The organism is Methylocystis rosea (genome assembly GCF_003855495.1).
Lineage (GTDB): Bacteria > Pseudomonadota > Alphaproteobacteria > Rhizobiales > Beijerinckiaceae > Methylocystis > Methylocystis rosea_A.
In genome coordinates, this window is the sequence record NZ_CP034086.1 from 3,106,599 (window position 1) to 3,132,369 (window position 25,771).

A 25,771-nucleotide genomic window follows, 5' to 3' on the forward strand; every position below is an offset into this window, starting at 1 on the left:
CGCGATCGGGAATTCAGAAAGAATAATCCTTCGTGACGTTGCTCTGGATTCCCGGTCAGGCCTACGGCCTGCCGGGAATGACACGCCGAGCAAACGCGTCAAGGGCGTTCGTGTGAGACGGACTCGCAATGCGATTCCGCCATCAACGATCCGCTCCTAACTCGCCGCCGTTTTCTTCTCCCACCGCAGCACCGGCTTTCTCGCCGCGAGCGCTTCATCGACGCGTCGGCGCGGCGCCAATCGCGGCGCGGGGCCAAAGCGCGCGACCTCGCCGGCTTTGGCGCTCCGCGCGAGATCGCGCAGCGTCGCGATGAAGAGATCGAGCGAGGCTTTCGATTCTGATTCCGTCGGCTCGATGAGCATCGCGCCATGGACGACCAGCGGGAAATAGATCGTCATCGGATGATAGCCTTCGTCGATCATCGCCTTGGCGAAATCGAGCGTCGTCACGCCGGTGCCGCGCAGCCAGGCGTCGTCGAACAAAACTTCATGCATGCAGATGCGATCGCCGAACGGCTGAGTCATCACGTCACGTAGCGACGCGCGGACATAGTTCGCCGACAGCACGGCGTCTTTCGAGGCCTGGGCGACCCCGTCGGCGCCATGCGCAAGCATATAGGCGAGCGCACGCACGAACATGCCCATCTGGCCGTGGAAGGCGGTCAGGCGTCCAAAGCTCTGCGTGCCCTCAGCCGCTTCGACGAGCTCCAGCGCGTCGCCGTTGCGGCGGATGAACGGAACGGGCGCGAAAGGCGCAAGGCGTTCTGAGAGAACGACCGGGCCTGCGCCAGGTCCGCCGCCGCCATGCGGCGTCGAGAAGGTCTTGTGCAGATTGATGTGCATGGCGTCGATGCCGAAGTCGCCGGGCCGCGCGACGCCGGCGATGGCGTTGAAATTCGCGCCGTCGCAATAGAAATAGCCGCCGGCCTCGTGCATCGCGTCGGCGATCTCGACGATCTCGCGCTCGAACAGCCCGCAGGTGTTGGGGTTGGTCAGCATGATCGCCGCGACGTCGGGAGCGAGCGCCTCTTTGACAGCCTCGGCGCGCACGGTTCCATCCGCCGCCGCCGGTACGACGCGAACCGAAAAGCCGAGCAGCGCCGCGGTCGCCGGATTGGTGCCGTGCGCCGACTGCGGAATGAGGACGACATTGCGTGTCGCGCTTTCGCCTCTGGCCGCGATCGCCGACTTGATCGCCATCATGCCGCAGAGTTCGCCATGCGCGCCGGCCTTCGGCGACATCGCCACCGCCTGCATATTGGTGAGCGTCATCAGCCAATCGGCGAGAATCTGCATCAATTCCAGCGCGCCCTGCGCGGTCGATTGCGGCTGCAGCGGATGCAGATCCGCGAAGCCCTCGAAGCGCGCGATCTTCTCATTGCTGCGCGGATTATGCTTCATCGTGCAGGAGCCGAGCGGATAGAGTCCGGCGTCGATCGAATAATTCTTGCGCGACAGACGCACGTAATGGCGCATCGTCTCCGGTTCGGTGAGGCCCGGAAGACCGATGGGCGCATTGCGCTCCAGCGCGCCGAGCCGCGTCGCGATGGGCGCAGGATCGTCGATGTCGACGCCGGTCGCGTCGAGCCGGCCGATCTCGAAGATCAGCGGCTCTTCCTGATCGAGCCCGCGATTGCCGGTGAAGGTCGCAGGCGTTTTGTCGTCATCGAGCGGTTCGACGACCGCGGGTCTGTCGAGCATCAGAGCGACTCCTTAAGCGCCGCGACGAATGCGTCGCGATCTTCTTGCGTATTCACTTCGGTGGCGGCGACGAGGAGAAGATCGTCAAGCCCAACCAGCGGCAGGAGCCGCGAGACGGGAACCCCGGCGAGAACGCCGCGCGCCGCCATTCTCTCAACAAGCGCCGCGGCGTCGCCTTCGATGCGAAGCGTGAACTCGTTGAAGAAAGTGGCGTTGAGCACTTCGACCTTTGGAACGTCATTGAGCATTTGCGCCAGCAAGACCGCATTGGCGTGATTGACGCGCGCCAGCCGCGTCAATCCGGCTTCGCCAAGCAAGGTCAGATGAATGGTGAAGGCGAGCGCGCAGAGGCCGGAGTTGGTGCAGATGTTCGAGGTCGCCTTGTCGCGACGGATATGCTGCTCGCGGGTCGACAGCGTCAGCACATAGGAGCGCCTGCCGTCGGCGTCGACGCTTTCGCCGGCGAGGCGGCCGGGCATCTGCCGCAGGAATTCATGTCGCGTCGCGAAGAGACCGACGTAAGGTCCGCCGAAATTGAGCGAGTTGCCGATCGACTGGCCTTCGCCGACGACGATGTCGGCGCCCATCGCGCCAGGCGATTTGAGGAGACCAAGCGACACGGCTTCGGTGAAGACGGCGACAAGAAGCGCGCCGTTCTTGTGGCAAGCTTCCGCGATCTTCGTCAGATCGCGCAGATTGCCGAACACGTCGGGCGTCTGCACGACGACGCAAGAGAGCGTGTCGTCGATGCGCGCGATGAGATCTTCGGCGGCGCGAATGTCGGGCGCCATCGTCTCGACTTCGTCTTCGGCAAGCCGCGAGATGGTGCGGACCACTTCGGCGTAATGCGGATGCAGTCCGCCGGAAAGTAGCGCCTTGCGTCGCTTCGTCACGCGATGCGCCATGAGCACGGCTTCGGCGGTCGCCGTTGAGCCGTCGTACATCGAGGCGTTGGCGACCTCCATGCCTGTGAGCAGAGCGACCTGGGTCTGGAACTCGAAGAGATATTGCAGCGTGCCCTGCGAGATCTCCGGCTGATAAGGCGTGTAGCTCGTCAAGAATTCCGAACGTTGAATGAGATGATCGACGCTTGCAGGAATGTGATGCTTGTAGGCGCCGGCGCCGACGAAGAACGGCGCGCGCGACGCAGGCATATTGCGGGCGGCAAGCCTCGCGAAGAAACGCTCGACGTCGAGCTCCGACTTGCCGGACGGCAGGTCAAGCGGCGTTTTTAGCAGCGTCGCGGGCGGCGCGTCGGCATAGAGCGCTTCGATCGACGACACGCCGATCGTCGCGAGCATCGCGTTTCTGTCGGCCTCTGACAGCGGATGATAGCGCATCGTTCTTTTCCTTGCGCTTAGAGCGCTTCCCGATCACATGGAATCATGTGCTCGATAGGAATCGCTCAAAATCAAAATGCTGGAGCACTTTTTCGGAACCTGCTCTAGATCGTCTTCAGGAAGCTCGAATAGGCGGCGTCGTCCATCAGCGATGCGCATTCGCCAGGATCGCTGACTCTCACCTTGATGAGCCAACCGCGTCCAAGCGGATCGTCGTTGACGAGCGCCGGCGCTTCGCCAAGCTCGGGATTGACTTCGACGACTTCGCCGCTCACCGGCGAATAGACTTCGCTCGCCGCTTTTACGCTCTCGATGACCGCGATCTCTTTGCCCTTCGTGACCTTTTTGCCGACTTCGGGCAGTTCGATGAAGACGATGTCGCCGAGCTGCGACTGCGCATAGTCCGATATGCCCAGCGTCGCGAGATCCCCATCGAGCGCGACATATTCATGATCCTTCGAGTAGCGAAGATCGGTCATCTCGCATCCTTTCCAGCCGGCGTTTTGAAATAGCGGTGCGGGACGAAGGGCAGAGCCGCCACTGTGACGTCGACGCGTTTGTCGCGCAGCGGCGCCGAAAGCGTCGCGCCGAGGTTTGCATCATTGCTGGCGACATAGCCCATCGCGATCGGTCGTTGCAGCGTCGGCGAAAAGCCGCCCGACGTCACATGGCCAACAGCTTCGCCGTCGCGCGCTGAGAGCTCCGCGCCTTCGCGCAGCGGCGCCTTTGATTGCGGCTCGAGCCCGACGCGCCTGCGGGCGGGACCCTGCTCAAGTGCGAGCCGAATGCGCTCGAAGCCGGGGAACCCGCCTTCGACGCGCCGGCGTTTGCCGATCGACCAGCCGAGTCCGGCTTCGACGGGATCTGTGGTTTCGTCGAGGTCGTGGCCATAGAGCGGCAGGCCGGCCTCCAGCCGGAGGGCGTCGCGGGCGCCAAGGCCCGCCGGCGCGACGTCCTCATGCGACAGCAACAGGCGCGCGAGGTCTTCGGCGTGCTCGGCGCGCAGCGACAGTTCAAATCCGTCTTCGCCCGTATAGCCGCTGCGCGACACGAAGAGCGGCGCGCCGCCGAAGTCGAAGGCGCGCCAGCCCATGAAAGGAAGGTCCTCGGCGCCGGGGAGGAGTGCGCCGAGGACCGAGGACGCGCGCGGGCCCTGAAGGGCGAGCAACGCACGGTCCAATGGATTGAAGTCGAACTGGGGCAACGCGGCGCTGATAAGCGCGAAATCGGCTTGCTTGCGCGAGGCGTTGACCACAAGCAGCAGCCGTTCCTCGACGCCTGGCAGACGGGTGACGAGAAGATCGTCTAGTATGCCGCCGCTCTCATTGAGCAGCTGCGTGTAACGCGTGCGCTCCGGCGAAAGCGACGCCAGATCCGCCGGCGTCAGGCTTTCGAGCGCCCGTGCGGCGCGCGCGCCGGCGAGGATCGCCTGACCCATATGCGAAACGTCGAACAGACTCGCGCGGCGTCGCGTATGGAGCGTTTCGGCGACGATGCCTTGCTCATATTGCAGCGGCATCTCGTATCCGGCGAAAGGCGCCATGCGCGCGCCAAGCCGTCGATGCACGGCGTCGAGCGGAAGTTTGGCCAGCGCGGGAGGCGCGGCGGTCGCGACGTCGAGTTCGGTCACCATCAACTCCGCCAGGACATGGTTGGCGCAGCAAAGCTAAAACTTCGCTACGCGCCCCCTCTGTCCGGTGACCTGAGAGATTTCCCTGCGCCAAAAGCGTCAGGTTACGCCCTTCGGTGGGCGAAACGCTTGCGCGCTTCGCCGCTTTCCAGAGTTTCTACTTCGTCGCGGTCCTTTGGGCCTGAGCGTTTCCGGGGCGGTTTCGCCTTCGGCGCCGGCGCGAGCGCCGGTCTCTCCCGCGATGAAGTTCGACCTGCAAACAAAATGTGGTCGATTCGCGCGATCGTCAATCCCGGCGCTGCGCGTTTTTTTGCAATGCGGCAGCGCGGGGATCGGAAGCGCCGCTGCTCAGTGGCGCTTGGGCGCCCGCATGCGATAGACGCCGTCGTCATCGCGTTCGAAGGTCTCGTCGACCTGTGGATGGCGCACCGGCCTGTTGCTGTTGTCGGGCAGCAGATTTTGCTCCGACACATAGGCGACATATTCGGTTTCGGCGTTCTCGGCGAAGAGGTGGTAGAAAGGCTGATCCTTGTTCGGACGCAGCTCTTCCGGAATTGAAAGCCACCACTCTTCAGTGTTGGCGAACACCGGATCAACGTCATAGATCACGCCGCGGAACGGATAGCGGCGATGCTTGACCACCTGTCCAATAGAAAATTTCGCGGAGTTTTCTCGCGGCATTCCAAGGCGCCTTTAACACGCTGTTTACTTGCCTTTTAGTAACGCAGCCGGGGCGCAGCCGTCAATCGGACGTCGCGCCACAGCCAAATCTCTCAGAATCCGTAGATCGTGGCGAGGTCGGCGTCTTTGGCGGCGACCTGCTTGGCGAGGTCGACGACGACCTTGCACTGTTTCCAGGTGGCGTCGTCCTGCATTCGGCCGTCGATCATCACCGCGCCGGTGCCGTCCGGCATTGCGTCAAGCACCCGCCTGGCGAAGGCGACTTCTTGCGGATCGGGCGAAAAGACTTTCTTGGCGATGGCGATTTGCGACGGATGCAGCGACCAGGCGCCGGCGCAGCCGAGCAGAAAGGCGTTGCGGAACTGCGCCTCGCAGGCCGGGGCGTCGGAGAAATCGCCGAAGGGGCCGTAGAAGGCCTTGATGCCGGCGGAAGCGCAGGCGTCGACCATCTTGGCGATGGTGTAATGCCAAAGGTCCTGCTGGAACGAGGCGCGCAGGCCCTGGCCGGGCTCAGCGTCGGCGATCACCTTGTAGTCAGGATGGCCGCCGCCGACCCGGGTCGTCTTCATGGCGCGAGAGGCGGCGAGATCGGCCGGTCCAAGCGAAATGCCATGCATGCGCGGCGAAGCCGAAGCGATGGCGTCGACATTCTTGACGCCTTCCGCCGTCTCCAGAATGGCGTGAATAAGGATCGGCTTCGTCACGCCATGCCGGGCCTCGAGCTGTGCCAAAAGCTGGTCGAGATAGGCGATGTCCCAGGGACCCTCGACCTTGGGCAGCATGACGACGTCGAGCTTACTTCCGACCGCGCCGACGATCTCGATCATATCGTCGAGCGCCCAGGGGCTGTTCAGCGCATTCATGCGCGTCCACAGGCCGGTCGAGCCGAAGTCGGTCGCCTTGGCCATTTCAATAAAGCCTGCGCGCGCGGCCTCCTTGGCGTCGGCGGGAATCGCGTCTTCAAGATTGCCGAGCACGACATCGACCTGTTTGACGAGCTCGGGAACTTTGGCGCGGAATTTTTCAAGATGCGGCGGCACGAAATGGATCATCCGCTCGACCTTGACGGGCGGTTCGCGCAGCGGCGCCGGGGCGCCGATGGCGAGCGGACGGTAGAATTGATTGGGAAGTTTCATCTCGACGCGGCTCCAAAAAAACTGCGTCGAGTTAAGCCAGATGCGTCGGCTTGGCAATGGCGCGCTCTGTCACGTCCGCAAGGCGCTCAGCCGGCGACGGCGTCCCACAGAAGCTTCGCATTCAGCGCGATGATGACGCCGGCGATGAGCGCCGCAAGCGCAGTGGTGCGTCTGGGCGCGACGAGTTCTCCCATGACGCTGCGCTGCGCCGTGAAGGCCACGAGCGGCACGACGGCGAAGGGCAGCGTCACGCTCAGCGCCACCTGGCTCAGGACGAGCAGCTGCGCCGTCGCCGACTCGCCCGCGTAAAGCGTCACGCCGATCGCCGGCGCGATCGCGATGCAGCGGGTGATGAGCCGACGCGTCGCCGGCTTCATCCGCAGCCGCACAAATCCCTCCATGACGATCTGTCCGGTGAGGGTGGCGGTCACGGTCGAATTGAGCCCGCAGGCGATGAGCGCGACGGCGAAGAGCGTCGCCGCGACTGGCTGCCCGAGCAGCGGCGCGATGAGCCGATACGCCTCGCCAAGCTCCGCGACTTCCGTGTGGCCGGTCGCGTGGAAGACCGCAGCGGCGAGAACGAGGATGGCGCCGTTGACGAACAGGGCGAGAAACAGCGCCAGCGTGCTGTCGATCACCGCGAAGCGAATCGCCTCGCGTTTCTTATCGAGCGGCTCGGCCACGGCGCGGGTTTGCACGACGAAGGAGTGCAGGAAGAGATTGTGCGGCATGACCGTCGCGCCGAGGATGCCCAGGCCGATGTAGAGCATCTCTGGATCGGTGAAAAAGCGCCTCGTCGGCACCAGTCCTTGCGCGATCTGCGCCAGATCGGGGCGCGCCATGATGAGTTGCGCCAGGAACGAAAAGGCGATCAGCGCAAGCATCGCCACGACGAAAAGCTCGATCTTGCGAAAGCCGGCCCGCTCCAAAGCAAGGACCAGAAAGGTGTCGAGCACCGTGATGAAGATGCCGACCGCGAGCGGCAGGCCGAACAGCAATTGCAGCCCGATGGCGGTGCCGATCACTTCCGCGAGATCCGTGGCGAAAATGCCGATTTCCGCCAAGATCCAGAGCCCGACCGCGGCCGGGAAGGGATAATGCCGCCGGCAGGCCTGCGCCAGATCCAGCTCCGCGCCGACGCCGAGCCGCGCCGCAAGGGATTGCAGGACGATCGCCATCAGGCTCGACAGCACGGCGACGAAAAGCAGCGCCGTGCCGAACTTCGAGCCGCCGGCGAGCGCCGTCGCCCAGTTGCCGGGGTCCATATAGCCGGTGGCGACGAGATAGCCCGGACCCAGAAACACGAAGAGCCGCCGGAGAAATCTGCCGCCTTCGGGCACATGCACGGAGCGGCGCATGTCGCCGCGTTGCGGAGCGGGCGCGTTGGCGGTCGTCGCTGGCGTCACATTTGTCTCCACGAGGCGCCGGCGGCGGCCGGACACAGGATCTACTTGGCAAGGGCCGCTGCTTGGCAAGGCCCGGGTAGGGCCGCTTCTCGGCGAGAAGTTTTCGCCTTAAGGCTTCCCTTTGTCACCAATGTAAATCGTGACGGAAGAATTTCATCTGCGGGCGGAGCGCAGTCGCCGCAGCCGCGCCTTGTCGCGCGCCGTTCGAGCAGGCATGCTCGCAAGCTGAGCCGTCGCGATTCAGAATCAGCCGATGTGCTTTGTCATGCGACGAGAGATTGCGACACACAGTCAGAACAGCGGGGGCTGGTAATGTTCTCATTGACGATCCCGATAAGCTCGGAAGGCGGACACACGAGCTTCCATAATAATGTGCCCGACCCCGTGACCTCGGGCGCCGAGCTGCCGACGTTCAAGTTCGAGCTTGAAAAATCTCAAGGTCGCGTCGACGGCGCGAGCTATGGCAAGGAGGCGACGGTCGCTCAGCTGCCGATCTCCAAGGATATCGCCGGCGTTTCCATGCGCATGGAGCAGGGCGTCATGCGCGAGCTTCATTGGCACGCGACCGCCGCCGAATGGGGCTTCGTCACCGAGGGACGTGTGCGCACCACCGTCATCGATCCGGCGGGCTGCTCGGAGACAAACGACTTTGAGGCGGGCGATCTTTGGTATTTTCCGCGCGGCCATGGCCATGTCATCGAGACGCTGGGAAAAGACCTGTGTCATTTCATCCTCGTCTTCGACAATGGCTATTTCTCCGAATTCGGCACCTTCAGCATCAGCGACTGGCTCGGCCATGCGCCCAAGGAGCTGCTCGCGAAGAATTTCGGCGTCCCCGCGTCGACCTTCGACAGTTTCCCCAAGCAGGAAGTCTATTTCGCCAGGGGCAATAATCCGCCGGAGATCCCCTCGCGACCGTTGCAGGGATGGAAGCCGCCGCCGCTGACCCACAAATACAGCCTTCTGTCGCAGAAGCCCTTCGAGACGTTCCCCGGCGGAATCGAGTGGCGCGTCGACGGATCGCAATTCCCGATTTCCACGACGATGACCGGCGTCGTTCTGGAAATGGAGCCCGGCGCGCTTCGCGAACTGCATTGGCACCCGAACGCCTCGGAATGGCAATATGTGCTGAGCGGCCAGCTTTGCGTCACGCTGTTTGGGTCAAAGGGGCGCTGGCGCCAGGAGACGTTCTCGAAAGGCGACGTCGGCTATATTCCCCAGGGCATGGGTCATTCGCTCGAAAATGTCGGGACCGATACGGTGCGCGTGCTCATCGTCTTCAACAACGCGCATTATCAGACGATCGACCTCTCGCAATGGATCGCCGGCAATCCGACGGACATTCTCGCGACGAATTTCGGGCAGGATCCGTCGGTCTTCGAGAAATTCCCGCGCAGGGACGTCTTCATGACGAAGTGAGATACGAAATCGGTTTGATCCATTTGCGGGGCCTGTCATTCCCGGCAGGCCGAAGGCCTGACCGGGAATCCACAGCCCACTCAGGAGTGCTGGATTTGCTCTGGATTCCCGATCGCGCGTCATATACGCGCGTCGGGAATGACAGGCGAGCGGAATGCGTCTGAGACGCTCGCATCAGCAATGCCTCTTATACGCTCGTCACTTGCTGACCTTTCGCAGCAGCGCCTCGAGCCCCTCGGGGAAGATCAGATCGTGCGAGACCGCGATCTCGTCCGCGCTCCACCAGCGCCAGCCGAGCACATGGATTTTTTCCTCCTGCGTCAGGTCGTGCGGCTCGGGCGCGAAGCGTTCGGTGCGGATAAGAAAATAGCGCTCCACCGCCTGATGCCAGTCGTCGCCGATCTCCATCGGAAATTCGCGCGTCGCGACGACCGGACCGGGATCGAGCAGGGTGAGGCCCGTCTCTTCATAGACCTCCCGACGCAGCGCCGACTCGAAGTCCTCGCCTTCCATGACCGCGCCGCCCGGCGTCGCCCAGAAGTGATGATGTCCGAGCGCCAGAAAATGCGGCGTGAGCCCGCCGGCGTAGCGCATCAGCAGGACGTCGTTATCCTGATCGACGATCAAGGCGCGTGCGGCTTCGCGACGCGGCAGTTCACGGCCGTCCCATGGCGCGGCGATTTCGGCGCGTCCCTCCGGCGTCGCCCAGTCGACGAGCGACCATTTCCCATCCTCATAGGCGATCCAATTCGGCGTGGCGTTGAGCACCGGATGCTCGCGCTTTTCGTCGAGCTTCTTGCCGGCGGCGAGCCGCCAGGCGATGTCGAGCACGCCGGCATGGGCGACGACCAGCACGGTTTCGCCGGCGCTTTCCCTGGCGATCTGGGTCAAGGCCTTGCGCACCCGCTCGGCGAAATGTTCGAGGCTTTCGCCTTGCGGCGCGGCGAAATCCGGCCGGCGCGTCAGATAGTTCGGATAGATGTCGGCGTGCGTCGCCTGCACTTCCGCATGCGTGTGGCCTTGCCAGACGCCGTCGTCTTTCTCGCGCAGCGCCGGGGTCTTGGCGACGTCGAGGCCGCGCGCGCCGGCGATCGGCGTCGCTGTCGCGAGCGCGCGGCGAAGGTCGCTTGAATAGACTCGGTCGAAATGCGCGCCGGCGAGCTCCTTCGCCAGGGCGGCCGCCTGCGCGCGTCCGCGGGCGTTCAGCGCAATGTCGAACTGGCCCTGAAAGCGCCTTTCGATATTCCAGTTGGTCTCGCCGTGCCGTGCGAGACACAGAAGCGTGCGGGGCATGTCGTTTCGGATTTAAGGCGCAGGAGTCGCTGTGCAAAGCCGCCGGGCGTCTACGCCCGCAGCGTCCGGCGTTCTAGGGCCTTGCACTGCAAAAGTCAGTCCGCATTCGCGGGGTCGCGGCGAATAACCGCAAGCGATTTGGCGCGCGCTGCGCAGAAGTGGCGGCGCTATCGGCGGGGAGCGCGCCGTAAACTTTTGAGATTGATCCGCATTCGAGCGATTTTGCTCAAATGCAGCGCGATCTAATGTCTCAGGCCGGTGGTGAATTCGCCCGCCCGCAGCCTCGCGGGCAGCGTTTCGGCGAAGACCGCCACCGATTCCTCGCCATAGGTCGCCACCAGTTCGCGCAACGCCGCGCAGAGGGCGGCATGCGCGAAGGAATCGCTTTCGATCCCCGCGAGAATCGCCTCGGCGAAGGCCTCGGTGACATAGGCAAGGGCCGCTCGGTGCTGGTCCCCGCCCAAGTCGTAGAGCGAGGCGACGTTCAATTCGTTCATGACGCCACTCTAGAGAAGCCGCCCGCGCCGCGCGAGGCGACGCTCGCCGGAAGGTTAATTTCGCGAGTCCGCTTAAGGGTTTCCGTAGCGATAGGTGATGTCGCGGGTCAGCCGGGAGGCCTCCGCCAGATAGCGGGAAATCACCGTCTTGGCGTTGGGCGTGCAGGCGCGATAGGTCAGCTCATAGCCGCGAAATCCGTGGTTGAAGGACGCCATGAGCCTCTGGCGGCGCGCGCCGCTGGGGGCGTCGGCGTCGAGCAGCGCCGACATCTTCCCCCGCCATTCCTCGCCGTCGCCCGACCCGCAGAGGTCGCGCAGGAAGGCCAGCGCGCCGAGGACTTCCGAGAGCCGCGTGATCTGGGGATCGTAGGGCGGCGGCGGCCCCTCCGGTCCGCTCGGCGCCGCCGGCGCTCCGGTCGTCCCTGGCGCCCCGGGAGCCTGTTGATTTTGACCCTTGGTTTGGGTCTGCGCGGCGCCGTCCCGCTTGCGCGGCGGCGGACGCTCGGACCGCCTCGGCGCGCTGGGCGCGCGCCTGGCGCGGCGGGGACCATCATAGCCGCCGAAGAGGAAATCAAAGGGGTCCTGCGCGGCGGCCTCGGCCGAAAAAAGCGCCGCGGCCGCCGCCACAACGAGCGCCGCCGTCGCGCGCTTTGCTTGCCCTGTCATGGATAGAGCCGCTCCTTTTGCCAATCATGACCCGGCTCGGCCCGGAAAAAGCGGACGCGGTCGTGGAGCCGGAACGGCCGATCGGACCAGAATTCCATCGCGACCGGCGCAATTCGAAAGCCGCGCCAATATGGCGGGCGTGGAATGCCGCCCACCGCAAATTTGGCGGCGAAGACGGCGACGGACTTTTCGAGCGCGAACCGGCTTTCCAGCGGGCGCGACTGTTGGCTCGCCCACGCGCCGATGCGGGAATCGCGCGGCCGGCTGGCGAAATATTCGTCCGCCTCGGCCTCGCTGACGCGACTGACGGGTCCGCGCAGCCGCACCTGCCGGCGAAGCGATTTCCAGTGAAAGAGCCCCGCCGCCTGCATGTTCGACTCGAGTTGGCGCCCCTTGGCGCTCTCGGCGTTGGTGTAGAAGACGAAGCCCTCTGGCGTCCATTCCTTCAGGAGCACCATGCGCGCGTCGGGCAGGCCCTGGGCGTCGGCCGTCGCCAAGACCATCGCCTCGGGATCGTTCAACTCCTTGAGTTGAGCCTCCTGGAACCATTGACCAAACAATGCGAAAGGTTCGGCGGCCTCGACAAAGTCACCCGACGTTAACGCGTTCAAGCGAGAATCCTTTCTCAAGCCGATTTAAAGATCGGCGCTTCAAAGGTGGCGCTTTGCAGTTCCAGTGCGTCAGACATACCGCCGCTTGCGTCATTGCTCAAATGTCGCGCGGCGCAAGGCTCATCGTCCTGACGACGACGGCCGGCGGCCTCGCCGGCTGCTCGATCGCCGTGCCCATGGCCTCGGACCCTTCCGTCATGTGGAATTCGGAACGCGTCGCATCGGACGTCACAAGCGCGATTCCAAAATCTCCTCCCAAACTGTCCGGCGCGCTCGATGCGGAAGATCAGCGCCGCGCCATCGCCGCGCTGAGCACAGCGCTCGATCCGCAAGGAAGCGGGACGAGCGTCAATTGGGACAATCCGCAGAGCGGCGCGAAGGGCTCCTTCACGCCCGTGGGCCAGCCCTATCCGCTGGAGGGCAGGATCTGCCGGGCCTTTCATGGCGACGTCGTCGTGAAAGAGACTGAGGAAAGCCTTCAGGGCGCGGCCTGTCGCGAAAAAACCGCTGAATGGGCGCTCACCGAGGTGAAGCGCTCCAGGAAAGGATGACATGTCGGCGCCCTTCGGCAAATGGCTCATTGTGGCGACAATCGCCGCGATCCTCGCGATTCCGGCGTTCTTTTTCGCCGCGCGCGCCATCACGGCCTGGCGGCAAGGCTACGACTGGGCGGAAATGGATTGGGACGACAAGGGCCATACGTCGATGACGGATTTCCTGCGCGCCGCTGACGTCGGCAAGCGGCCGGTCGACGTCAATGGTCAGTCTTGCGTCGAATATTTCATCTACAGGGACGGGATCACGGTGAAGATCGTCTGTCCGCAACGCCGAAGCTAGAGCAACACGCCCGGGTTGAGGATGCCGTTGGGGTCGAGCGCCGCCTTGATGGCGCGCATGGCGTCGAGCGCGACCGGGTCTTTCGTTTCGCGCAGGAGATCCCGCTTCAGCCGTCCGATCCCATGTTCGGCGGAAATCGATCCGCCGAACTCGTGCACGACGCCGTGGACGATGGCGTTGACCTCCGCCCAATGCGCGATGAATTCCGCCTTATCGGCCCCGACAGGCTGCGAGACGTTATAGTGGATGTTGCCGTCGCCCATATGGCCGAAGGGAACCGGCCGGGCCTGCGGGAAAGCGGCGCGCAGCCGTCGCCCAGCCTCATCGATGAAGCGCGGAATCGTATTCACCGGAACGGCGATGTCGTGCTTGATCGAGCCGCCTTCGCGCTTCTGGGCTTCCGACATGCTTTCGCGCAGCTTCCACAGGGCGCGCGCCTGATCCAGCGATTGCGCGAGCGTTGCATCTTGCGCCAACTCCGCCTCGATGGCGGCGGCGAGAATCTCGGCGGCGGCGCGCTCGGCTTCGCCATCGGCGAAGGCCGCAAGCTCGATCAGAGCATACCAGTCATGCGGCTGCGCCAGAGGATCGCGCGTTCCGGGAATGTGACGCAGAACGAGTTCGAGGCCCTGACGCGACACGAGCTCGAAGGCGTGGAGCATCGGACCCGCACGGCCTTTGACGAAATTCAGCAGTAAAAGCGCCTGAGCGGGATCGCGAAGCCCGAGAAAGGCGACGGCGTGGGAGCGCGGTGAGGGGAAAAGCTTCAGCGTCGCGGCGGTGATGACGCCGAGCGTGCCTTCCGAACCGACAAAGAGGCGCGTCAGATCGTAGCCGGTGTTGTCCTTGCGCAGCGCGCCGAGCGTCGAAAGCAGCCGGCCGTCGGCAAGCGCGACCTCGACGCCCAGGACAAGGTCGCGCATCGAGCCATAGGCGAGGACATGCACGCCGCCGGCGTTGGTCGCGAGATTGCCGCCGATGGTGCAGCTTCCTTCGGACGCGAGCGAAAGCGGGAAATAGCGGTCGGCCGCCTGCGCGGCGTCTTGCGCCTGCGAGAGCGTTACGCCGGCCTCGACCGTCATCGCGTCGGCCGTCGCGTCGACGGCGCGAATCTGATTGAGGCGTTCGAGCGAAAGCACGACGGATGCGCCGCTTGGGTCGGGGGTTTGTCCGCCGACGAGTCCGGTGTTGCCGCCTTGGGGCGTTACCGACGCGCGGGTTTCATTGCACAGCGCCAGGATGCCGGCGACTTCTTGCGGGACGCTTGGCTTGAGAACGCAGAGCGCGCGGCCATGATAGAGGTCGCGAGGCTCGGCCAGGTAAGGGGACATCGCCGTCGCATCCGTTACGACGGCCGCCTCGCCGACAATGGCCGCGAGTCGAGAAAGCAAAAGAGGCGCGTCAGACCGAATGGCTGTCACAGGCAGTAAGATGCGCCCTTTTTGTCGCGCTGTCCTCAGCGATAGTGACGGCGGCGATCATCTTTGCGGCGGGCATAGACATAAGCGCGCATGGCGACCGGCGCGCTTGCGAGGACGATACTGCATAATGTCGCGGCGATAAGCGCATTCATCATGACGTTCTCCTTCCAGACCTCGGAAATCATTGAATTTCCGGCTACGCTGGACCACTCGCAAATCCTATGCCTGATTTGGGCGCCCGGCAACTCCGCTCTGCGAGAACCGGGCCGCGCCTCTGCGTTTCTTGACTATCCTGTGACATTCTTGGCACGCACGAGCGGCGCAGGCGCCGACAATTTCATCCAAGCAGCCGCCGTTTTGCGGATTTGCGTCCACTCGCCTTCTCAAAAACGGCCACGATCTCGACATGCGCCGCATAGCGGAACTGGTCGATGGGCGTGATTTCCCGGATGACGTACCCGCCTTTGAGCAAAATTGCGGCGTCACGGGCGAAACTTTGTGCATGGCAGGAGACGGCGACGACGATGGGAACTTCCGATCGCGCGATTTCAGCCGCCTGCGCGGCGGCGCCGGCGCGCGGCGGATCGAACACGACGGCGTCGAACTCATTGAGTTCACTGGCGCTGAGCGGACGCGTGAAGAGATCGCGGGCGACGTCTTCGAGTGTCCGCAGGCCGGGCGTCGCATGAGCTGCGGCGCGCATCGCCGCGAGTGCGCCGGCGTCCATATCATAGGCTTTCACTTGCGCGCGCCGCGCCAGCCGAAGTGCGAAGGCGCCGACGCCGCAAAACAGATCGGCGACATTTTGCGCTTTCGCCGTCGCGCTTAAAACGCGGGCCGCGAGCGTTTCCTCGCCGGCCTGGGTGGCCTGCAGGAATGCGCCAGGCGGAAGCGTGAGCATCGCTTCGCCGATTTTGATCTGTGGCGACCGGCGAAGCGCGATGAGCTTGCCGTGATTCGTCAGCCGCGCGAGATCATGCGCGTCAGCCGCGGCGAGCAGCGCGCCGGTTTCCGTCTCGGAGAGCGGCCCGCCGCCGCGTAGCTCCACGTCGAGGCCGCCGAGGGTCGCCGTGACGGCGATGTCGAGCGGCTTGCCGCGTGGCGCGAGAATTGTCGCGATCGCGCGGGCGGCGGGCAGCGCGCCGGCAAGTTCGGGCGCGAGCAATGGACAGGCTTCGATCTCGACGATTCGATGCGAGCGCGCCGCCATATAGCCGACCCGCGCCTTGCCGGCGTCGAACCGGGCATGGAAGGTCACGCGCCGCCGGCCTGCGCCATGCGCGTCGACGGTCGGCGCCACGTCGAGCGTCAGCCCCGTATTTACGAGCGCCGTCTCGACGAGACTGCGCTTCCAGTCCGCATAGGCGTCGGCGCGCAGCGTTTGAACGGCGCAGCCGCCACAATCCTCAAAGTGCGGACAGATCGGCGCGATGCGCTGCGGCGACGCTTCGACGATGTCGACGAGATGCGCATGCTCGCCGTCGACCTCCGCCGTCACGGTCTCGCCGGCAAGCGCATAGGGAATGAAGACGCGCCGTCCGCCAAGCAGCGCCACGCCCTCGCCGCGATTGCCGAGTCGTTCGATGACGAGACGCTGCGGGCCAATCACCAAGCCCCTCACCTTACCTCTCCCCGACCCAAAGTCGGCTGTTGCCGACTTTGGCTTCCGATGCGCAAGTCGGAAACATCCGACTTGCGTCGGGGAGAGGGGACGGCAGGCGTTCCGCGAAAAAATCGCGCGCTTGCTCTGTCCCAAAGGCGTGGCGCCGATATCCCTTCTCCCCGCTTGCGGGGAGAAGTGAGATGAGGGGCAGATGGCTTGGCCTGAATTTCAAACAATCCGTTTGTCCTATCCAAGCGTCGCGTGAACGAGAAACTCGCGATTGCCGTCGCCGCCCTCGATCGGCGAAGGAATGACGCCGCTTACACGCCAGCCAAGCGCTTCGATTTTGCCGTCGATGCGCGCGCAAACCTCTGCGTGAATCTTCTCGTCGCGCACTACGCCCTTCTTCACCGCTGCGCGCCCGGCTTCGAACTGCGGCTTGATCAGCGCGACAAGGTCGGCGCGCGGCCCCGCGAACGAAAGAACATGCGGCAGCAGGACGCTAAGCGAAATGAAGCTCGCGTCGATCACGATCAGGCTTGGCGCCTCAGTCAGATGAGCCGCCGTCAGCGTGCGGGCGTCCTGCCCTTCGAGCGAGGTCACGCGCCGATCCGCGCGCAGCCGCGCATGCAGTTGTCCGTGACCGACGTCGGCCGCGACGACATGGCGCGCGCCGCGCGTCAGCAGAACGTCGGTGAAGCCGCCGGTCGAGGCGCCGACGTCGAGACAGAAGCGCCCGTCTGGATCGACGCCGAACTGATCGAGCGCATGCGCCAGCTTCACGCCGCCGCGCGACACCCAGGGATAAGCCGCTTGCGCGACAATATGCGCGTCGGCGGCGATCGGCTCGGAGGGCTTTTTGACGATGCGTCCGTCGACGCTCACCAGACCGGCTTCGATCGCCTCGCGCGCCTTGGCGCGACTCTCGAAAAGCCCTCGCGCGTGGAGAGCTGTGTCGGCGCGGCTCGCGGCCATCGTCATTCTCCCGTCTGCAGCAGCGTGCCGGCGCGCCGCGCGCTTTTCAGCAGCAGGCCGAACGCCGCCGATGCGGCCGCGAAGAGAAAAACGTCGATCGCGAAGCCCTGCGCCAGCAGATCCCAGCGGACGACGTGATCGATCAATACGGCGCGCAGACCTTCGAACACATAGGTCGGCGGCAGCATCCACGAGATCGGCTGCAGCCATGCCGGCAACGTCGTGACTGGATAATAGACGGCGCCGAGCGGCTGCACGAAGAACATCAGCGACCAGACGAGGTTTTCCGCGCCAAGTCCATAACGCAGCAGAATGCCGGAGACGAAGAGACCGATGCTCCAGGCGAACAACATCAGCACGACGAAGAAGGCGGCGAAAGCGATACCGAGCGCCCAGAGATTGAAACCGAAGAACAGGATCGCAAAAATCGTAACGGGAAGCACGCCGACGGCAAGTCGAATGAGGCTCAATGCCACAAGCGCGCCGACAAACTCCGCCGGCCGCAGCGGGCTCATCAGAATGTTGGGGAGATTGCGCGACCACAATTCCTCGATGAACGAGAAGCAGAAGCCCTGTTGTCCGCGCAGCAAAATGTCCCACAGAAGAATGGCGCCGATCAGCGTGCCGGCGGCCTGCGCCGCGCCGCCAGGGGCTGCAAGCGCGCCGGCGCGCACGAGATAGGTCTGCAGAAATCCCCAGGTGAGGAGCTGGACGGTCGGCCAATAGATGATGTCGAGCACGCGCGTGTAGGACGCGCGTAAGAGATAGGCGTAGCGAAGCACCATCGCGCCGATGCGCTTGAAGGAAAAATTCATGCCGGCGCTCCGTCGACGCGGCCGCGGGCGACGTCGAGAAACACTTCTTCGAGCGTGTCGCGGCCATAGCGCGCCAGGAGACTTGCGGGCGAATCATCGTCGACGAGCGTCCCGTCCTTCAACATCAGCACGCGGTCGCACAGACGCTCGACCTCGCTCATGTTGTGTGAGGCGAGCAGAATGGCGCAATTATGCGTGCGCCGATGCGCCTCTAACCGCGCCCGCACCCAGTCCGCCGTGTCCGGGTCGAGCGACGCGGTCGGTTCGTCGAGCAGCAGAAGCTGCGGGTCGTTGATCAGCGACTTGGCGATGGCGACGCGCGTTTTCTGGCCTGCGGACAGGCGTCCGGTCTGGCGGTCGAGGAAATCGCCAAGCGCCAGATCCTTCGCGAGCTGCTCGATCTTGGCGTCGAGATCCTCGACGCCGTAGAGCATGCCGAAGACGCGCAAATTCTGCCGCACCGTGAGGCGATGCGGCATGTCGACATAGGGACTTTCGAAGTTCATCCGGCCGAGCGCGCCGTAGCGCTCGCGCGACATGTCGCAGCCGAAAGCGTGGACCGAACCTTGCGTCGGTTCGATCAGCCCCATCACCATGCCGATGGTCGTAGTCTTGCCGGCGCCATTGCCGCCGAGCAGACCGGTGACGGAGCCGGCCTCCAGCGAGAAGTCGAGCGGGCCGACCACTCTGCGATCGCCATAGCTCTTGGAGAGGCCGTGAACCGCGAGAGCGGGATGCAAGATAGCCATGGCGCACACTTACCATCCGGCTACCGCGAAACAACTTCAAATAACCGCCAGCGCCGTCTTCAGTGGAAACGAAAGGTTTGATGCGCGAGCGCATAAGGTCCAGGCGGCGGCCGCAGGCGGGCCCACTTTAGGATGCGAAGAGCCATTTCCGCGTGCGCGGGGCTTGATCCGGAATATCGGATAAAGGAGAACGCGCCAGACGCGAGGATTTTAAACTCTACGTCGGCCACGCCTTCTCCCAAATTTGTCGCCTGCGACGCTTGAGAGAGCAGCGCTTCACTGAGATAGGCGCTATAGGCGGCGCAAGCCGGAACATCTTGGGTTCCCCGCACGCAGGGCGGCGCGCTGTAGGCCCGGCCTTTTGCATGGGCGGGAGTTAAGCCGACAAGCAACGCAACGATAGCGATGGTTAAGGGCAAAAGCCGCATTTTTCCTTCTCCAAATTAGCCGAGTCACGCATTCTTCAATGAAAAGCCCGCACTATTTCTGGCACACAGGACAATAAAACGTCGAGCGGCCCGATTGTACGACGCGCGTGATCGTTCCCGTGCAGCCCGGGGTCGTGCAGGCGGCGCCTTCGCGGTCGTAGACGCGGAAACTATGCTGGAAATAGCCCAGCGAGCCGTCGATCTGGCGATGATCGCGAAGAGACGAGCCGCCGGCCTTCAGCGCATCGGTCAAGACATGCTTGATCGCCTCCGGCAGCCGCGCCAGCGCCGCCGTCGGCCGGCCGCTGGCGGTGACGAGCGATCCCGCGGCGCGCAGCGGCGAAATATGCGCCCGATGCAGCGCCTCGCAGACGTAGATATTGCCGAGGCCGGCGATCAGGCGCTGGTCGAGCAGCAGCGCCTTCGCCGGCGCGGCGCGTCCGCGAAAGGCGCGGGCAAGGAGCGCCGCGTCGAGCGCGCCATTCAAAGGTTCGACGCCGAGACCGCGAAACAGCTTGTCGTCATCGATCGCAGGCGTGGCGATGAGCAGCATGTAGCCGAAACGGCGCGGGTCGTTGTAGACGACGCGCCGCCCATGATCGAGATGCAAGACGACATGGTCATGCGCGGCGATTTTGTCGCGCTTGTGGTGAAACGCGCCTGGCGTTTCTTCATCGATCCGAAACGAGCCGCTCATGCCAAGATGCATGATCAGCGAATGGCCGTCGTCGAGATCGGCGAGGAGATATTTCGCGCGCCGGCGAAGGTCGAGAACGCGCCGGTCCTGAAGACGCGCGGCAAAGCGTTCGGGGAAAGGAAAGCGTAGATCACGGCGCCTCAGTTCGACGCGCTCGATCTTCGCGCCGACGAGCGCGGGCGCCAATCCCCGTCGCACGGTTTCGACTTCGGGCAGCTCTGGCATGAAGTGGGTTGATCCCGTCAAAGCGCCGGCGGGCTGGGGCGGCGCGGGCGTAGCCACCGGCTCGGCGACAGGCTATACCCTCCCCTTCCTTCCTCGTCACCCGAGCGCCTGATGATTGATCGAACTTCCGAGCGAGAGGGCTCGACCCATTTCGGCTATTCCGAGGTCCCCTTGAACGAGAAACAGGGCCTCGTCGACGACGTCTTCCACAAGGTTGCGCGGCGCTACGATATCATGAACGACCTCATGTCGGGCGGTATGCACCGGCTGTGGAAGGACACGCTCGTCGCCAAGGTCAATGCGCGGGGGCGCAAGGACTTTCGCCATCTCGACGTCGCAGGCGGCACGGGCGACGTCGCTTTTCGCATTTCCGCGAGCGCGGCGCATGATGCGGAAATCGTCGTGCTCGACATCAATGGCGACATGCTCGAAGTGGGCCGCGATCGCGCGCGCGAGCGCGGCGTTTCCGGCGTCGAGTTCGTACAGGCCAATGCCGAATCGCTGCCTTTTCCCGACGCGCATTTCGACAGCTACACGGTCGCTTTCGGCATTCGCAACGTGCCGCGCATCGACGTCGCCCTCGCCGAAGCCTATCGCGTGCTGAAGCCCGGCGGCCGCTTCCTGTGCCTTGAGTTTTCGCAGGTCGCCGTTCCTGGCCTCGACAAGCTCTACGAAGCCTATTCGTTCAACGTCATTCCGGCGATCGGCAAGCTTGTCGCGGGAGACTCGGAGCCCTACCGCTATCTCGTCGAATCGATCCGCAAATTCCCAAGCGCGGAAGAATTCGAACGGATGATCCGCAAGGCGGGCTTTCGGCGCACGGGTTTCGAGCGGTTGACGGGCGGCGTGGTGGCGATCCATTCCGGCTGGAAGAGCTGATCTCTAACGAGCGCGCTGCGAAAAATCGGGACCCGGTGACGCCGCGCTCTAATCTTTTGCATTCGATCCCGCTAATTTGGGCGATTCTGCTCAAGTTCAGCGTGATCTAAAGAGCGGCGGCGTTCGTGATCCTTGGCGTCGGTCATTTCTATCGTCTGGCGCGCGCCGGCTACATCATGGCGCGCGAAGGCGTCTTTGCGCTCCTCGATCCGGCGCTTTTGCCGCCGGCCGCGGCGCCGCTCGTGCGCTTCGCCAATCTTTTCGCGGGCGGCAAGCGCGACGGCGCCGGGCGGGCGCTGGTGCGCGCGCTGGCGCAGATCGGCCCCTCCTATGTCAAGCTCGGGCAGTTTCTGGCGACGCGCCCCGACATCGTCGGGGGCGAGATCGCCGATGCGCTGACCGCGCTGCAGGACCGGATGGAGCCGTTCGGCCGCGACAAGGCGGTCGCGATCGTCGAAAAGGCGCTCGGCCGAAGCATCGACGAGCTGTTTGTGTCTTTCGGCGAGCCTGTCGCCGCCGCCTCCGTCGCGCAGGTGCATGTCGCCCAGGCGCAGTACAAGGAGGGCGTGCGCAAGGTTGCGGTGAAAGTGCTGCGGCCGGGGATCGAAGGCCGATTCGCGCTCGATTTACGCGATATGTATCGCGTGGCGCGACTGGCTGAGCGCTATTCTTCCGAAGCGCGCCGGCTGCGTATGATCGAGGTCGTCGATACGCTCGCGCGCACCGTCAGGCTTGAAACCGACTTTCGTCTCGAGGCGGCGGCCGCCTCCGAATTCGCCGACAATGTCGCCGGCGATCCCGAGATTCACGTGCCCAGCGTCGACTGGAGCCGCACCGATCGCGAAGTGCTGACGCTGGAATGGGTCGACGGCGTTCCTCTCTCGGATATCGAGCGGGTCGCCGCCGAAGGTTACGACCTCAAGGCGATCGGCCGCAATGTGCTGCAGTCGTTCCTGCGCCATGCGATGCGCGACGGTTTTTTTCACGCCGACATGCATCAGGGCAATCTCTTCGTCGACAAGCGGGGCCGGCTCGTCGCCATCGACTTCGGCATCATGGGCCGGCTGGGCCTGAAGGAGCGTCGGTTCCTCGCCGAAATCCTCTACGGCTTCATCATTCGCGATTACAAACGCGTCGCCGAGGTTCATTTCGAGGCAGGCTATGTTCCCGCCAGCCATTCCATCGAAGAATTTTCGCAGGCGCTGCGCGCGATCGGCGAGCCGATGCATACGATCAACGCCGCCGATATTTCGATGGCGCGGCTCTTGACCCTGCTCTTCGAAGTGACGGCGCTCTTCGACATGCGCACGCGCACCGAGCTGGTGCTGCTGCAAAAGACCATGGTAGTCGCCGAAGGCGTCGCCCGCGCCTATGATCCCAAGCTCGACATCTGGAAGACCTGCGACCCCGTGGTGCGCTCCTGGATCGAGGAGAATCTTGGCGTCAAGGCGAAGATCGAGGACGCGAGCAGAAGTCTCACGGAGCTGGCGAAGCTCGCGACGCGGCTGCCGCAGACATTGCAGGACGCCGAAACGGCGATTCAGCGGGTGAGCGAAATGTCTGAGCGCGGCGTCGATCTTTCGCCGCGCTCGATCGAGGCGCTGGGCGAGACGCGCCGAAGGTCGGACAGAACGCTGCTGATCGGACTCGTCTTAGTGCTCTTTGCCGCTATTTGGATTTTCGGGCGTTAGCAGGCGTAGATCACGGAAATCGCATTGTGCGGATCGACCTTTCCGGCAAAACCGCCGTCGTCACAGGCTCGACCGAAGGCATCGGCTTCGCCATCGCCAAGGGGCTGGCGGAGGCTGGCGCGGCGGTCATCGTCAATGGGCGCAAAAGTGCGACGGTCGAGGCTGCGGTCGAGCGCCTGCTCCAAGTTGCGCCCGCGCAAAAACATCGCGGCGTTGCTTCTGACCTCGGCGCCGCGTCGGGCTGCGCGGCGCTTGTCGCCGCCGCGCCCACCGCGGACATTCTCGTCAACAATGTGGGCATGTATGGACCAAAGGATTTTTTCGACACGAGCGACGAGGATTGGGAGCGCTATTTCGCCGTCAATGTAATGTCTGGCGTGCGCCTTTCGCGTTCCTATCTGCCGCAGATGCGCAAGAATGGCTGGGGCCGGGTCCTGTTCGTCTCGTCCGAATCGGGGCTGAACATTCCTGTCGAAATGATTCATTACGGCGTGATGAAAACCGCGCAGCTTAGCCTTTCGCGAGGGCTTGCGAAGCGCATGGCGGGATCGGGCGTGACGGTGAACGCCATATTGCCGGGACCGACGCTTTCCGAAGGGGTCGCGGAGATGCTCGAGGCCGAACGGCGAAAATCCGGCAAGCCAATCGAAATCGTCGCAACGGAGTTCGTGACGTCGCAAAGGCCGACATCGATCATTCAGCGCGTGGCGAGCGTCGAGGAAGTCGCAAATCTTGCCGTTTATCTCGCCTCGCCCCTGTCGTCGGCGACGACGGGGGCGGGATTGCGCGTTGACGGCGGCGTCGCCGAGTCGCTGATCTGAGCGCTACTTCACCCCGACCAGCTCCACATCGAAGATCAGCCAGGCGTTCGGCGGAATGACGCCGCCGGCGCCGCGCGCGCCGTAGCCGAGGTCCGGCGGGATGACCAATGTGCGCTTGCCGCCGACCTTCATGCCTTCAACGCCTTCGTCCCAGCCCTTGATCACCTGACCCTGGCCCAGCCGGAATTCGAACGGTTGGCCGCGATCATGAGACGAGTCGAATTTCTTGCCCTTCTCGCCATTGTTGTAGAGCCAGCCGGTGTAATGCATGACCGCCGTCTGACCGATCTTGGGGGTCGCGCCGGTCCCGACCTTCGCGTCCTTATACTGAAGGCCGGTCACGCTTTTCGTCATTTCCGCTTCCGCGCGCGCGTCAACGGTGAGCGCGAGGCTCGCGAGGGCGGCAAATGCGGCCAGAACCGCTTTGGAGACAAGGCGCATCTTTTCGTTCCTCCAGCTTGTTTGAATCGCCGATCGAGCGCCTCACGTCGAGGAAACCCGAACTTATTCCAGCACGCCCGTGTCGCGGGCGAGCTGCAGCAAATCCTTCTGCGGCCGCGCGCCGACGTGAGAGATGATCTCCGCCGCGGCGAGCGCGCCGAGCATGGCGCTGCGTTCATGCGGCAAGTCTTGCGTGTAGCCGGCGAGAAAACCGGCGGCGAAGAGGTCGCCCGCGCCGGTCGTGTCGACGACCGCATCGACAGAACAGGCCGGCGCGGCGAGGGCGCTCGCGCCATTCGCGACGACGCAGCCCTTTTCCGACCGCGTGACGACGCCAAGAAGTCCGTCTTCGGCGCGCAGCGCCGCGAGGGCCGTCTCGAAATCTCCGGTTTGATAGAGCGCGTGCAATTCGCTTTCATTGGCGAAAACGACGTCGACCACCCGATCGCGGATGAGAGAGAGAAATTCGCCGCGATAGCGATCGACGCAGAAACTGTCGGAAAGGGTGATCGCCACCTTGCGTCCGTTGGCGCGCGAGATCTTCGCGGCCTTCAGGAAGGCTTCCTTGGCGCCGGGCGGGTCCCAGAGATAGCCTTCCATGTAGAGGACCTTCGCGCGCGCGACCGTCTCCTCGTCGATGTCCGTCGGCGCGAGCGCCTGACAGGCGCCCAGGAACGTGTTCATCGTGCGCTGGCCGTCCGGCGTCACGAAAATCAAGCAGCGCGCGGTCGCGGCGCCGTCGGCGGCGGCCGGCGTGTCGAAGGCGACTCCGGCCTTGCGGATGTCGTGCGCGAATTCGCGCCCCGCGTCGTCTTCCTTGACCTTGCCGACGAATCCCGCGGCGCGCCCCAGGCTCGCAAGGCCCGCCATGGTGTTGGCGGCCGAGCCGCCGGAAATAACCGTCGTCGGACCCATCGCCGTATAAAGTTCAGCGGCCCGCGCTTCGTCGACGAGCGTCATCGAGCCTTTGCGCAGTCCGGCCTGCAGCAAATCGTCGTCCTCGGCGCGTGCGATCGTGTCGACGATGGCGTTGCCAATGCCCAGAACATCAAATGATAAGGTCATAAGCGTCGTTAATCCGTTTAGCGTAGGCAATCGGGCGTCTGCGCGCCGCTGGCGCGTTGTTTAGCATTGCGCCGCGGTCCCGTCGATCACATGCGAGGCATCCGCGAAACTCGCGAAACGAGGCGGCCGGGCGCCGCGCCGTGCGAGTAGGGATTTGCTTTTATCGGCTAATCGGCGACAGAATCACCTCGATGACGATGACGAACAGCGCCGCCGCGAAGAAGGCCGGCGCCGGGCGCAGCGACACGTGCCGGAACACGAAGGCGTACATGAACACCATCCAAATCAGAATCGGAAAGAGCAGAAAGCGCAGCAGCTTTTCGGTCGGCAAGGGCGGCGGCAGGGCGATGCCGAACAGGAGGTGCAGGATAGTATAGACGAGCGCCGCAAGCCCGCTCATGATGGCGAGCGCCGTGGCGGTGCGCTGAAACTTTGCGTCCTCTTTCAGAACGCGCAGCAGGCCGTACGTTCCGCCGTAGAGAAGGACCACGCTCAGCACGCCGTAGATCAGGCTCCCGAGCAGCGAGTGGTTGAACGACTGCGCGATCGCCTGCAGCACGCCATAGGCGCCGAAAGCGCCCCACATCAATTCGCGCGAATCCGGCAGCGAGAGCTGCGACGCTTCGAGATTGATCATCTTGAGCACGGTCTGCGGCGTCTGCTGATTGAGAAGCGGAATATTGATCGGCATGGAGAGCGTTTCCGTTTTTGGCGTGGGAGAAGGCGAAAGCCCTACCCGCATTG

At 64.1% G+C, this 25,771-nt stretch carries 27 protein-coding genes and 1 riboswitch; of the genes, 6 read left to right on the forward strand and 21 right to left on the reverse strand.

The annotated features are described in order from the left end of the window. Positions 1-156 precede the first annotated feature (156 nt). From gcvPB to EHO51_RS15080, 7 genes are all read right to left on the reverse strand, one after another. Positions 157-1,701, reverse strand: coding sequence for an aminomethyl-transferring glycine dehydrogenase subunit GcvPB (gcvPB, locus tag EHO51_RS15050; protein ID WP_124739574.1), 1,545 nt, complete (start codon positions 1,699-1,701; stop codon positions 157-159). Further along, positions 1,701-3,041, reverse strand: a complete 1,341-nt coding sequence (gcvPA, locus tag EHO51_RS15055) for an aminomethyl-transferring glycine dehydrogenase subunit GcvPA (RefSeq protein WP_124739575.1) — start codon at positions 3,039-3,041, stop codon at positions 1,701-1,703. Before gcvPA ends, gcvPB begins: the two co-directional genes overlap by 1 nt. Before the next feature lie 104 nt (positions 3,042-3,145). After that, positions 3,146-3,520, reverse strand: a complete 375-nt coding sequence (gene gcvH / locus EHO51_RS15060) for a glycine cleavage system protein GcvH (protein WP_109024484.1) — start codon at positions 3,518-3,520, stop codon at positions 3,146-3,148. Next, on the reverse strand, positions 3,517-4,674 hold the full coding sequence (gene gcvT / locus EHO51_RS15065; RefSeq protein WP_124739576.1) for a glycine cleavage system aminomethyltransferase GcvT: 1,158 nt from the start codon (positions 4,672-4,674) through the stop codon (positions 3,517-3,519). Before gcvT ends, gcvH begins: the two co-directional genes overlap by 4 nt. A gap of 155 nt (positions 4,675-4,829) precedes the next feature. Continuing rightward, a riboswitch (glycine riboswitch) is annotated at positions 4,830-4,920 on the reverse strand. Between the two features lie 99 nt (positions 4,921-5,019). Then, positions 5,020-5,352 carry a heat shock protein HspQ gene (hspQ, locus tag EHO51_RS15070; RefSeq protein ID WP_018406534.1) on the reverse strand — a complete coding sequence of 111 codons (333 nt, stop codon included), beginning with the start codon at positions 5,350-5,352 and terminating at the stop codon, positions 5,020-5,022. A 92-nt stretch (positions 5,353-5,444) separates the two neighbouring features. Then, on the reverse strand, positions 5,445-6,488 hold the full coding sequence (locus tag EHO51_RS15075; RefSeq protein ID WP_124739577.1) for an HpcH/HpaI aldolase/citrate lyase family protein: 1,044 nt from the start codon (positions 6,486-6,488) through the stop codon (positions 5,445-5,447). Positions 6,489-6,574: 86 nt separating this feature from the next. Further along, on the reverse strand, positions 6,575-7,846 hold the full coding sequence (locus EHO51_RS15080) for an Nramp family divalent metal transporter (RefSeq protein WP_245434896.1): 1,272 nt from the start codon (positions 7,844-7,846) through the stop codon (positions 6,575-6,577). Between the two features lie 360 nt (positions 7,847-8,206). Between EHO51_RS15080 and EHO51_RS15085 the strand changes: the two genes are divergently transcribed. Further along, a complete protein-coding gene (locus EHO51_RS15085; protein ID WP_051381722.1) occupies positions 8,207-9,313 on the forward strand; it encodes a cupin domain-containing protein in 1,107 nt (368 codons plus the stop codon). A gap of 198 nt (positions 9,314-9,511) precedes the next feature. On the opposite strand, the gene EHO51_RS15090 is transcribed toward EHO51_RS15085, so the two are convergent. The 4 genes from EHO51_RS15090 to pdxH all read right to left on the reverse strand — a co-directional run bounded on the left by EHO51_RS15090 (position 9,512) and on the right by pdxH (position 12,380). Then, positions 9,512-10,606, reverse strand: a complete 1,095-nt coding sequence (locus EHO51_RS15090; RefSeq protein ID WP_124739579.1) for a histidine phosphatase family protein — start codon at positions 10,604-10,606, stop codon at positions 9,512-9,514. Positions 10,607-10,848: 242 nt separating this feature from the next. Beyond that, entirely contained in the window at positions 10,849-11,103 is a 255-nt protein-coding gene (locus EHO51_RS15095) for a hypothetical protein (RefSeq protein ID WP_018406540.1), read from the reverse strand. A 72-nt stretch (positions 11,104-11,175) separates the two neighbouring features. Further along, entirely contained in the window at positions 11,176-11,769 is a 594-nt protein-coding gene (locus tag EHO51_RS15100; RefSeq protein ID WP_124739580.1) for a TIGR02301 family protein, read from the reverse strand. Then, the gene (pdxH, locus tag EHO51_RS15105; protein WP_124739581.1) at positions 11,766-12,380 is read right to left on the reverse strand and encodes a pyridoxamine 5'-phosphate oxidase; all 615 of its coding nucleotides are present in this window, start codon (positions 12,378-12,380) and stop codon (positions 11,766-11,768) included. Before pdxH ends, EHO51_RS15100 begins: the two co-directional genes overlap by 4 nt. A gap of 101 nt (positions 12,381-12,481) precedes the next feature. Between pdxH and EHO51_RS15110 the strand changes: the two genes are divergently transcribed. Continuing rightward, positions 12,482-12,931, forward strand: a complete 450-nt coding sequence (locus EHO51_RS15110) for an RT0821/Lpp0805 family surface protein (RefSeq protein WP_124739582.1) — start codon at positions 12,482-12,484, stop codon at positions 12,929-12,931. Position 12,932: 1 nt separating this feature from the next. After that, a complete protein-coding gene (locus tag EHO51_RS15115; protein ID WP_124739583.1) occupies positions 12,933-13,217 on the forward strand; it encodes a hypothetical protein in 285 nt (94 codons plus the stop codon). Here EHO51_RS15115 and EHO51_RS15120 read toward each other — a convergent pair. The 7 genes from EHO51_RS15120 to mutM all read right to left on the reverse strand — a co-directional run bounded on the left by EHO51_RS15120 (position 13,214) and on the right by mutM (position 20,130). After that, positions 13,214-14,638, reverse strand: coding sequence for an FAD-binding oxidoreductase (locus tag EHO51_RS15120; protein WP_124739584.1), 1,425 nt, complete (start codon positions 14,636-14,638; stop codon positions 13,214-13,216). The two genes, EHO51_RS15115 and EHO51_RS15120, sit on opposite strands and share 4 nt — an antisense overlap. A gap of 35 nt (positions 14,639-14,673) precedes the next feature. Further along, entirely contained in the window at positions 14,674-14,823 is a 150-nt protein-coding gene (locus EHO51_RS20555) for a hypothetical protein (RefSeq protein ID WP_018406546.1), read from the reverse strand. A 152-nt stretch (positions 14,824-14,975) separates the two neighbouring features. Next, complete coding sequence (locus EHO51_RS15125; RefSeq protein WP_124740180.1) at positions 14,976-16,244, reverse strand: class I SAM-dependent RNA methyltransferase; 1,269 nt, start codon at positions 16,242-16,244, stop codon at positions 14,976-14,978. Between the two features lie 243 nt (positions 16,245-16,487). Beyond that, positions 16,488-17,222: a TlyA family RNA methyltransferase gene (locus EHO51_RS15130; protein WP_124739585.1), complete on the reverse strand. Its 735-nt coding sequence runs from the start codon at positions 17,220-17,222 to the stop codon at positions 16,488-16,490. Then, positions 17,219-18,031, reverse strand: a complete 813-nt coding sequence (locus EHO51_RS15135; RefSeq protein WP_124739586.1) for an ABC transporter permease — start codon at positions 18,029-18,031, stop codon at positions 17,219-17,221. Before EHO51_RS15135 ends, EHO51_RS15130 begins: the two co-directional genes overlap by 4 nt. After that, the gene (locus EHO51_RS15140; protein ID WP_124739587.1) at positions 18,028-18,780 is read right to left on the reverse strand and encodes an ABC transporter ATP-binding protein; all 753 of its coding nucleotides are present in this window, start codon (positions 18,778-18,780) and stop codon (positions 18,028-18,030) included. The genes EHO51_RS15135 and EHO51_RS15140 overlap by 4 nt, the downstream gene beginning before the upstream one ends. 480 nt (positions 18,781-19,260) lie before the next feature. Next, a complete protein-coding gene (gene mutM, locus EHO51_RS15145) occupies positions 19,261-20,130 on the reverse strand; it encodes a bifunctional DNA-formamidopyrimidine glycosylase/DNA-(apurinic or apyrimidinic site) lyase (RefSeq protein WP_124739588.1) in 870 nt (289 codons plus the stop codon). Positions 20,131-20,238: 108 nt separating this feature from the next. Between mutM and ubiE the strand changes: the two genes are divergently transcribed. The 3 genes from ubiE to EHO51_RS15160 all read left to right on the forward strand — a co-directional run bounded on the left by ubiE (position 20,239) and on the right by EHO51_RS15160 (position 23,521). Next, positions 20,239-21,009 carry a bifunctional demethylmenaquinone methyltransferase/2-methoxy-6-polyprenyl-1,4-benzoquinol methylase UbiE gene (ubiE, locus tag EHO51_RS15150; RefSeq protein WP_196391885.1) on the forward strand — a complete coding sequence of 257 codons (771 nt, stop codon included), beginning with the start codon at positions 20,239-20,241 and terminating at the stop codon, positions 21,007-21,009. A 125-nt stretch (positions 21,010-21,134) separates the two neighbouring features. Next, entirely contained in the window at positions 21,135-22,700 is a 1,566-nt protein-coding gene (gene ubiB / locus EHO51_RS15155) for a 2-polyprenylphenol 6-hydroxylase (protein WP_124739590.1), read from the forward strand. A 26-nt stretch (positions 22,701-22,726) separates the two neighbouring features. Then, positions 22,727-23,521, forward strand: a complete 795-nt coding sequence (locus EHO51_RS15160) for an SDR family NAD(P)-dependent oxidoreductase (protein ID WP_124739591.1) — start codon at positions 22,727-22,729, stop codon at positions 23,519-23,521. Positions 23,522-23,524: 3 nt separating this feature from the next. On the opposite strand, the gene EHO51_RS15165 is transcribed toward EHO51_RS15160, so the two are convergent. From EHO51_RS15165 to EHO51_RS15175, 3 genes are all read right to left on the reverse strand, one after another. After that, a complete protein-coding gene (locus EHO51_RS15165) occupies positions 23,525-23,962 on the reverse strand; it encodes an FKBP-type peptidyl-prolyl cis-trans isomerase (RefSeq protein ID WP_124739592.1) in 438 nt (145 codons plus the stop codon). Positions 23,963-24,025: 63 nt separating this feature from the next. Next, positions 24,026-25,027: an adenosine kinase gene (locus EHO51_RS15170; protein ID WP_124739593.1), complete on the reverse strand. Its 1,002-nt coding sequence runs from the start codon at positions 25,025-25,027 to the stop codon at positions 24,026-24,028. Between the two features lie 160 nt (positions 25,028-25,187). Beyond that, positions 25,188-25,718 (reverse strand): hypothetical protein, encoded by a 531-nt coding sequence (locus tag EHO51_RS15175; protein WP_018406558.1) that lies wholly within the window; start codon positions 25,716-25,718, stop codon positions 25,188-25,190. Positions 25,719-25,771 lie beyond the last annotated feature (53 nt).

What these genes read in the sequence shown, in the direction of transcription:
- gcvPB (WP_124739574.1), bottom strand. Translation starts at nt 1,701, where the DNA reads ATGCTCGACAGACCCGCGGTCGTCGAACCGCTCGATGACGACAAAACG.
- gcvPA (WP_124739575.1), bottom strand. Translation starts at nt 3,041, where the DNA reads ATGCGCTATCATCCGCTGTCAGAGGCCGACAGAAACGCGATGCTCGCG.
- gcvH (WP_109024484.1), bottom strand. Translation starts at nt 3,520, where the DNA reads ATGACCGATCTTCGCTACTCGAAGGATCATGAATATGTCGCGCTCGAT.
- gcvT (WP_124739576.1), bottom strand. Translation starts at nt 4,674, where the DNA reads ATGGTGACCGAACTCGACGTCGCGACCGCCGCGCCTCCCGCGCTGGCC.
- hspQ (WP_018406534.1), bottom strand. Translation starts at nt 5,352, where the DNA reads ATGCCGCGAGAAAACTCCGCGAAATTTTCTATTGGACAGGTGGTCAAG.
- EHO51_RS15075 (WP_124739577.1), bottom strand. Translation starts at nt 6,488, where the DNA reads ATGAAACTTCCCAATCAATTCTACCGTCCGCTCGCCATCGGCGCCCCG.
- EHO51_RS15080 (WP_245434896.1), bottom strand. Translation starts at nt 7,846, where the DNA reads ATGCGCCGCTCCGTGCATGTGCCCGAAGGCGGCAGATTTCTCCGGCGG.
- EHO51_RS15085 (WP_051381722.1), top strand. Translation starts at nt 8,207, where the DNA reads ATGTTCTCATTGACGATCCCGATAAGCTCGGAAGGCGGACACACGAGC.
- EHO51_RS15090 (WP_124739579.1), bottom strand. Translation starts at nt 10,606, where the DNA reads ATGCCCCGCACGCTTCTGTGTCTCGCACGGCACGGCGAGACCAACTGG.
- EHO51_RS15095 (WP_018406540.1), bottom strand. Translation starts at nt 11,103, where the DNA reads ATGAACGAATTGAACGTCGCCTCGCTCTACGACTTGGGCGGGGACCAG.
- EHO51_RS15100 (WP_124739580.1), bottom strand. Translation starts at nt 11,769, where the DNA reads ATGACAGGGCAAGCAAAGCGCGCGACGGCGGCGCTCGTTGTGGCGGCG.
- EHO51_RS15110 (WP_124739582.1), top strand. Translation starts at nt 12,482, where the DNA reads ATGTCGCGCGGCGCAAGGCTCATCGTCCTGACGACGACGGCCGGCGGC.
- EHO51_RS15115 (WP_124739583.1), top strand. Translation starts at nt 12,933, where the DNA reads ATGTCGGCGCCCTTCGGCAAATGGCTCATTGTGGCGACAATCGCCGCG.
- EHO51_RS20555 (WP_018406546.1), bottom strand. Translation starts at nt 14,823, where the DNA reads ATGATTTCCGAGGTCTGGAAGGAGAACGTCATGATGAATGCGCTTATC.
- EHO51_RS15130 (WP_124739585.1), bottom strand. Translation starts at nt 17,222, where the DNA reads ATGACGATGGCCGCGAGCCGCGCCGACACAGCTCTCCACGCGCGAGGG.
- EHO51_RS15135 (WP_124739586.1), bottom strand. Translation starts at nt 18,031, where the DNA reads ATGAATTTTTCCTTCAAGCGCATCGGCGCGATGGTGCTTCGCTACGCC.
- EHO51_RS15140 (WP_124739587.1), bottom strand. Translation starts at nt 18,780, where the DNA reads ATGGCTATCTTGCATCCCGCTCTCGCGGTTCACGGCCTCTCCAAGAGC.
- mutM (WP_124739588.1), bottom strand. Translation starts at nt 20,130, where the DNA reads ATGCCAGAGCTGCCCGAAGTCGAAACCGTGCGACGGGGATTGGCGCCC.
- EHO51_RS15165 (WP_124739592.1), bottom strand. Translation starts at nt 23,962, where the DNA reads ATGCGCCTTGTCTCCAAAGCGGTTCTGGCCGCATTTGCCGCCCTCGCG.
- EHO51_RS15170 (WP_124739593.1), bottom strand. Translation starts at nt 25,027, where the DNA reads ATGACCTTATCATTTGATGTTCTGGGCATTGGCAACGCCATCGTCGAC.
- EHO51_RS15175 (WP_018406558.1), bottom strand. Translation starts at nt 25,718, where the DNA reads ATGCCGATCAATATTCCGCTTCTCAATCAGCAGACGCCGCAGACCGTG.